This is a genomic window from Roseateles sp. AC306 (genome assembly GCF_979253795.1).
In genome coordinates, this window is record NZ_CEEDEB010000001.1 from 360,665 (window position 1) to 362,368 (window position 1,704).

A 1,704-nucleotide genomic window follows, 5' to 3' on the forward strand; every position below is an offset into this window, starting at 1 on the left:
CGATGAACGTCGCCCTGTCCACCGCCCTGTCTGGCATCTCGTCCGCGAACGAGCGCCTGCGCGCGTCGGCGTCCAACATCGCCAACCTCGCGGCCAGCAACCAGGCCCGCCCCAGCGTCGAGCCGACGAATGTCGACAAGGTGCCTCAGCGCGAGATCAACCCGGCCAACGAGGTCGTCGAGCAGCAGTCCGCCGCCTATGCCTTCGTCGCCAACATGAAGGTGCTGCAGACGCAGCTCAACACCACCGGCGCACTGCTGGACATCAAGGCCTGAATCCCTTCCCCGCCGAGGGAGGGCGCTGCCGATGCAGCGCCCTTTTTCCTTTTGCACAGGTGCTCGATGGCGCTCAAAGCAGATCGGCGACCTGCTCGGCCAGCGCGAGCGACGCGGTCAGTCCGGGAGACTCGATGCCGAACAGGTTGACGAGGCCGGGCAACGTGTCGATGCGGAAGTCCGCCGCCGCCTCGCCCGGCCCGCTCAGCTTGGGCCGCACGCCGCTGTAGGCCGGCTGCAGGGCACCGGGCGGAAGGGCGGGCCAGTACCCACGCACCTCGGCCTCGAAGGCCGGCGCCAGGGCTGGGTCGACGGTGTAGTCCAGCGCAGCGGGGTCGGTGTCGGCCAGCCACTGCACATCCGGCCCGAAGCGCGCCTGGCCGCCCAGGTCCAGCGTCAGGTGCACACCCAGGCCGCCATCCGAAGGCAGCGGGTAGATCAGCCTTGAGAACGGTGCCCGGCCAGACAGCGAGAAGTAGTGGCCCCGTGCAAAGCGCATCTGGGGCGCCGGCGTGCCAAGCGCTTCGGCGACGTGTGCTGCGAACAGGCCGGCTGCGTTGACGATGCAGCGAGCGCCGATCTCGAAATCAGCGCCGACGCGCAGCCGCCAGCCGTCGCCATCACGCGCGCCGCCCGTCACCGCGCTGGCCAGCGCGAGCATCGCGCCGGCTGCTTCGGCGTCGCCCAGCAGCGCCGTCATCAGGCCATGGCTGTCGACGATGCCGCTGGACGGCGACAGCAGTGCGCCGGCGGCCTGGAGCGCTGGCTCCAGCGCTTGCATTTCGCCCTGGCTCAGCAGGCGCAGTTCGTCGACGCCATTGGCAGCGCCATTTGCCGCCAGCTGTTCCAGGCGGGGCAGGTCCGCGGCCCGGGTGGCGACGACCAATTTGCCGCAGCGCCGGTGCGCGATGCCGCGTGCAGCGCAGTAGTCATAGAGCAGCGCCTTGCCACGCGCGCACAGCCGCGCCTTCAAACTGCCGACCGGGTAATAGAGACCGGCGTGGATGACTTCGCTGTTGCGCGAAGAAATGCCCGTGCCTATGGCGGCAGCGGCTTCGACGATGACCACCTCGCGCCCGCGTTGCGCCAGCTCGCGAGCAACCGCAAGGCCCACGACGCCCGCACCAATGACAACGACGTCCACTTGATCCATGGGGCGCCAGCCTAGGCCATTCGACGTCGCAAGGCGGTGGCTTTGAACGCTTGCGTCAAGGGTTTACCCGTCGTTGGGATGGCGCGCCCTGCGCCTGAATGCAGCGCGCCCCCCAGCTGAGGGGGGCGACTGTCGCCCCTAACGGTGACGGTTGGGGGCGTGCATTTGTCACGCCCAGCGGAAGATCGCTCGCTTGGCACCCGCCCGGTTGCGGCGTGAGCGCGCATGCATGCGCGCTCCGGCCCGGTGGGTGTCCAACGTCAGTGGAGACGGCAC

The 1,704-nt window shown here is 69.4% G+C and carries 2 protein-coding genes; one reads left to right on the top strand and one right to left on the bottom strand.

The genetic code is table 11. The annotated features are described in order from the left end of the window. Positions 1–2 precede the first annotated feature (2 nt). A complete protein-coding gene (locus tag AC0IZJ_RS01585; protein WP_471845956.1) occupies positions 3–275 on the top strand; it encodes a hypothetical protein in 273 nt (90 codons plus the stop codon). 73 nt (positions 276–348) lie between these two features. Here the strand turns inward: AC0IZJ_RS01585 and AC0IZJ_RS01590 are convergent, their stop codons facing one another. After that, complete coding sequence (locus AC0IZJ_RS01590; RefSeq protein ID WP_471845958.1) at positions 349–1,428, bottom strand: NAD(P)/FAD-dependent oxidoreductase; 1,080 nt, start codon at positions 1,426–1,428, stop codon at positions 349–351. Between the last annotated feature and the right edge of the window lie 276 nt (positions 1,429–1,704).

Coding starts and splice junctions, on each gene's coding strand:
- AC0IZJ_RS01585 (WP_471845956.1), top strand. CDS start 3: ATGAACGTCGCCCTGTCCACCGCCCTGTCTGGCATCTCGTCCGCGAAC.
- AC0IZJ_RS01590 (WP_471845958.1), bottom strand. CDS start 1,428: ATGGATCAAGTGGACGTCGTTGTCATTGGTGCGGGCGTCGTGGGCCTT.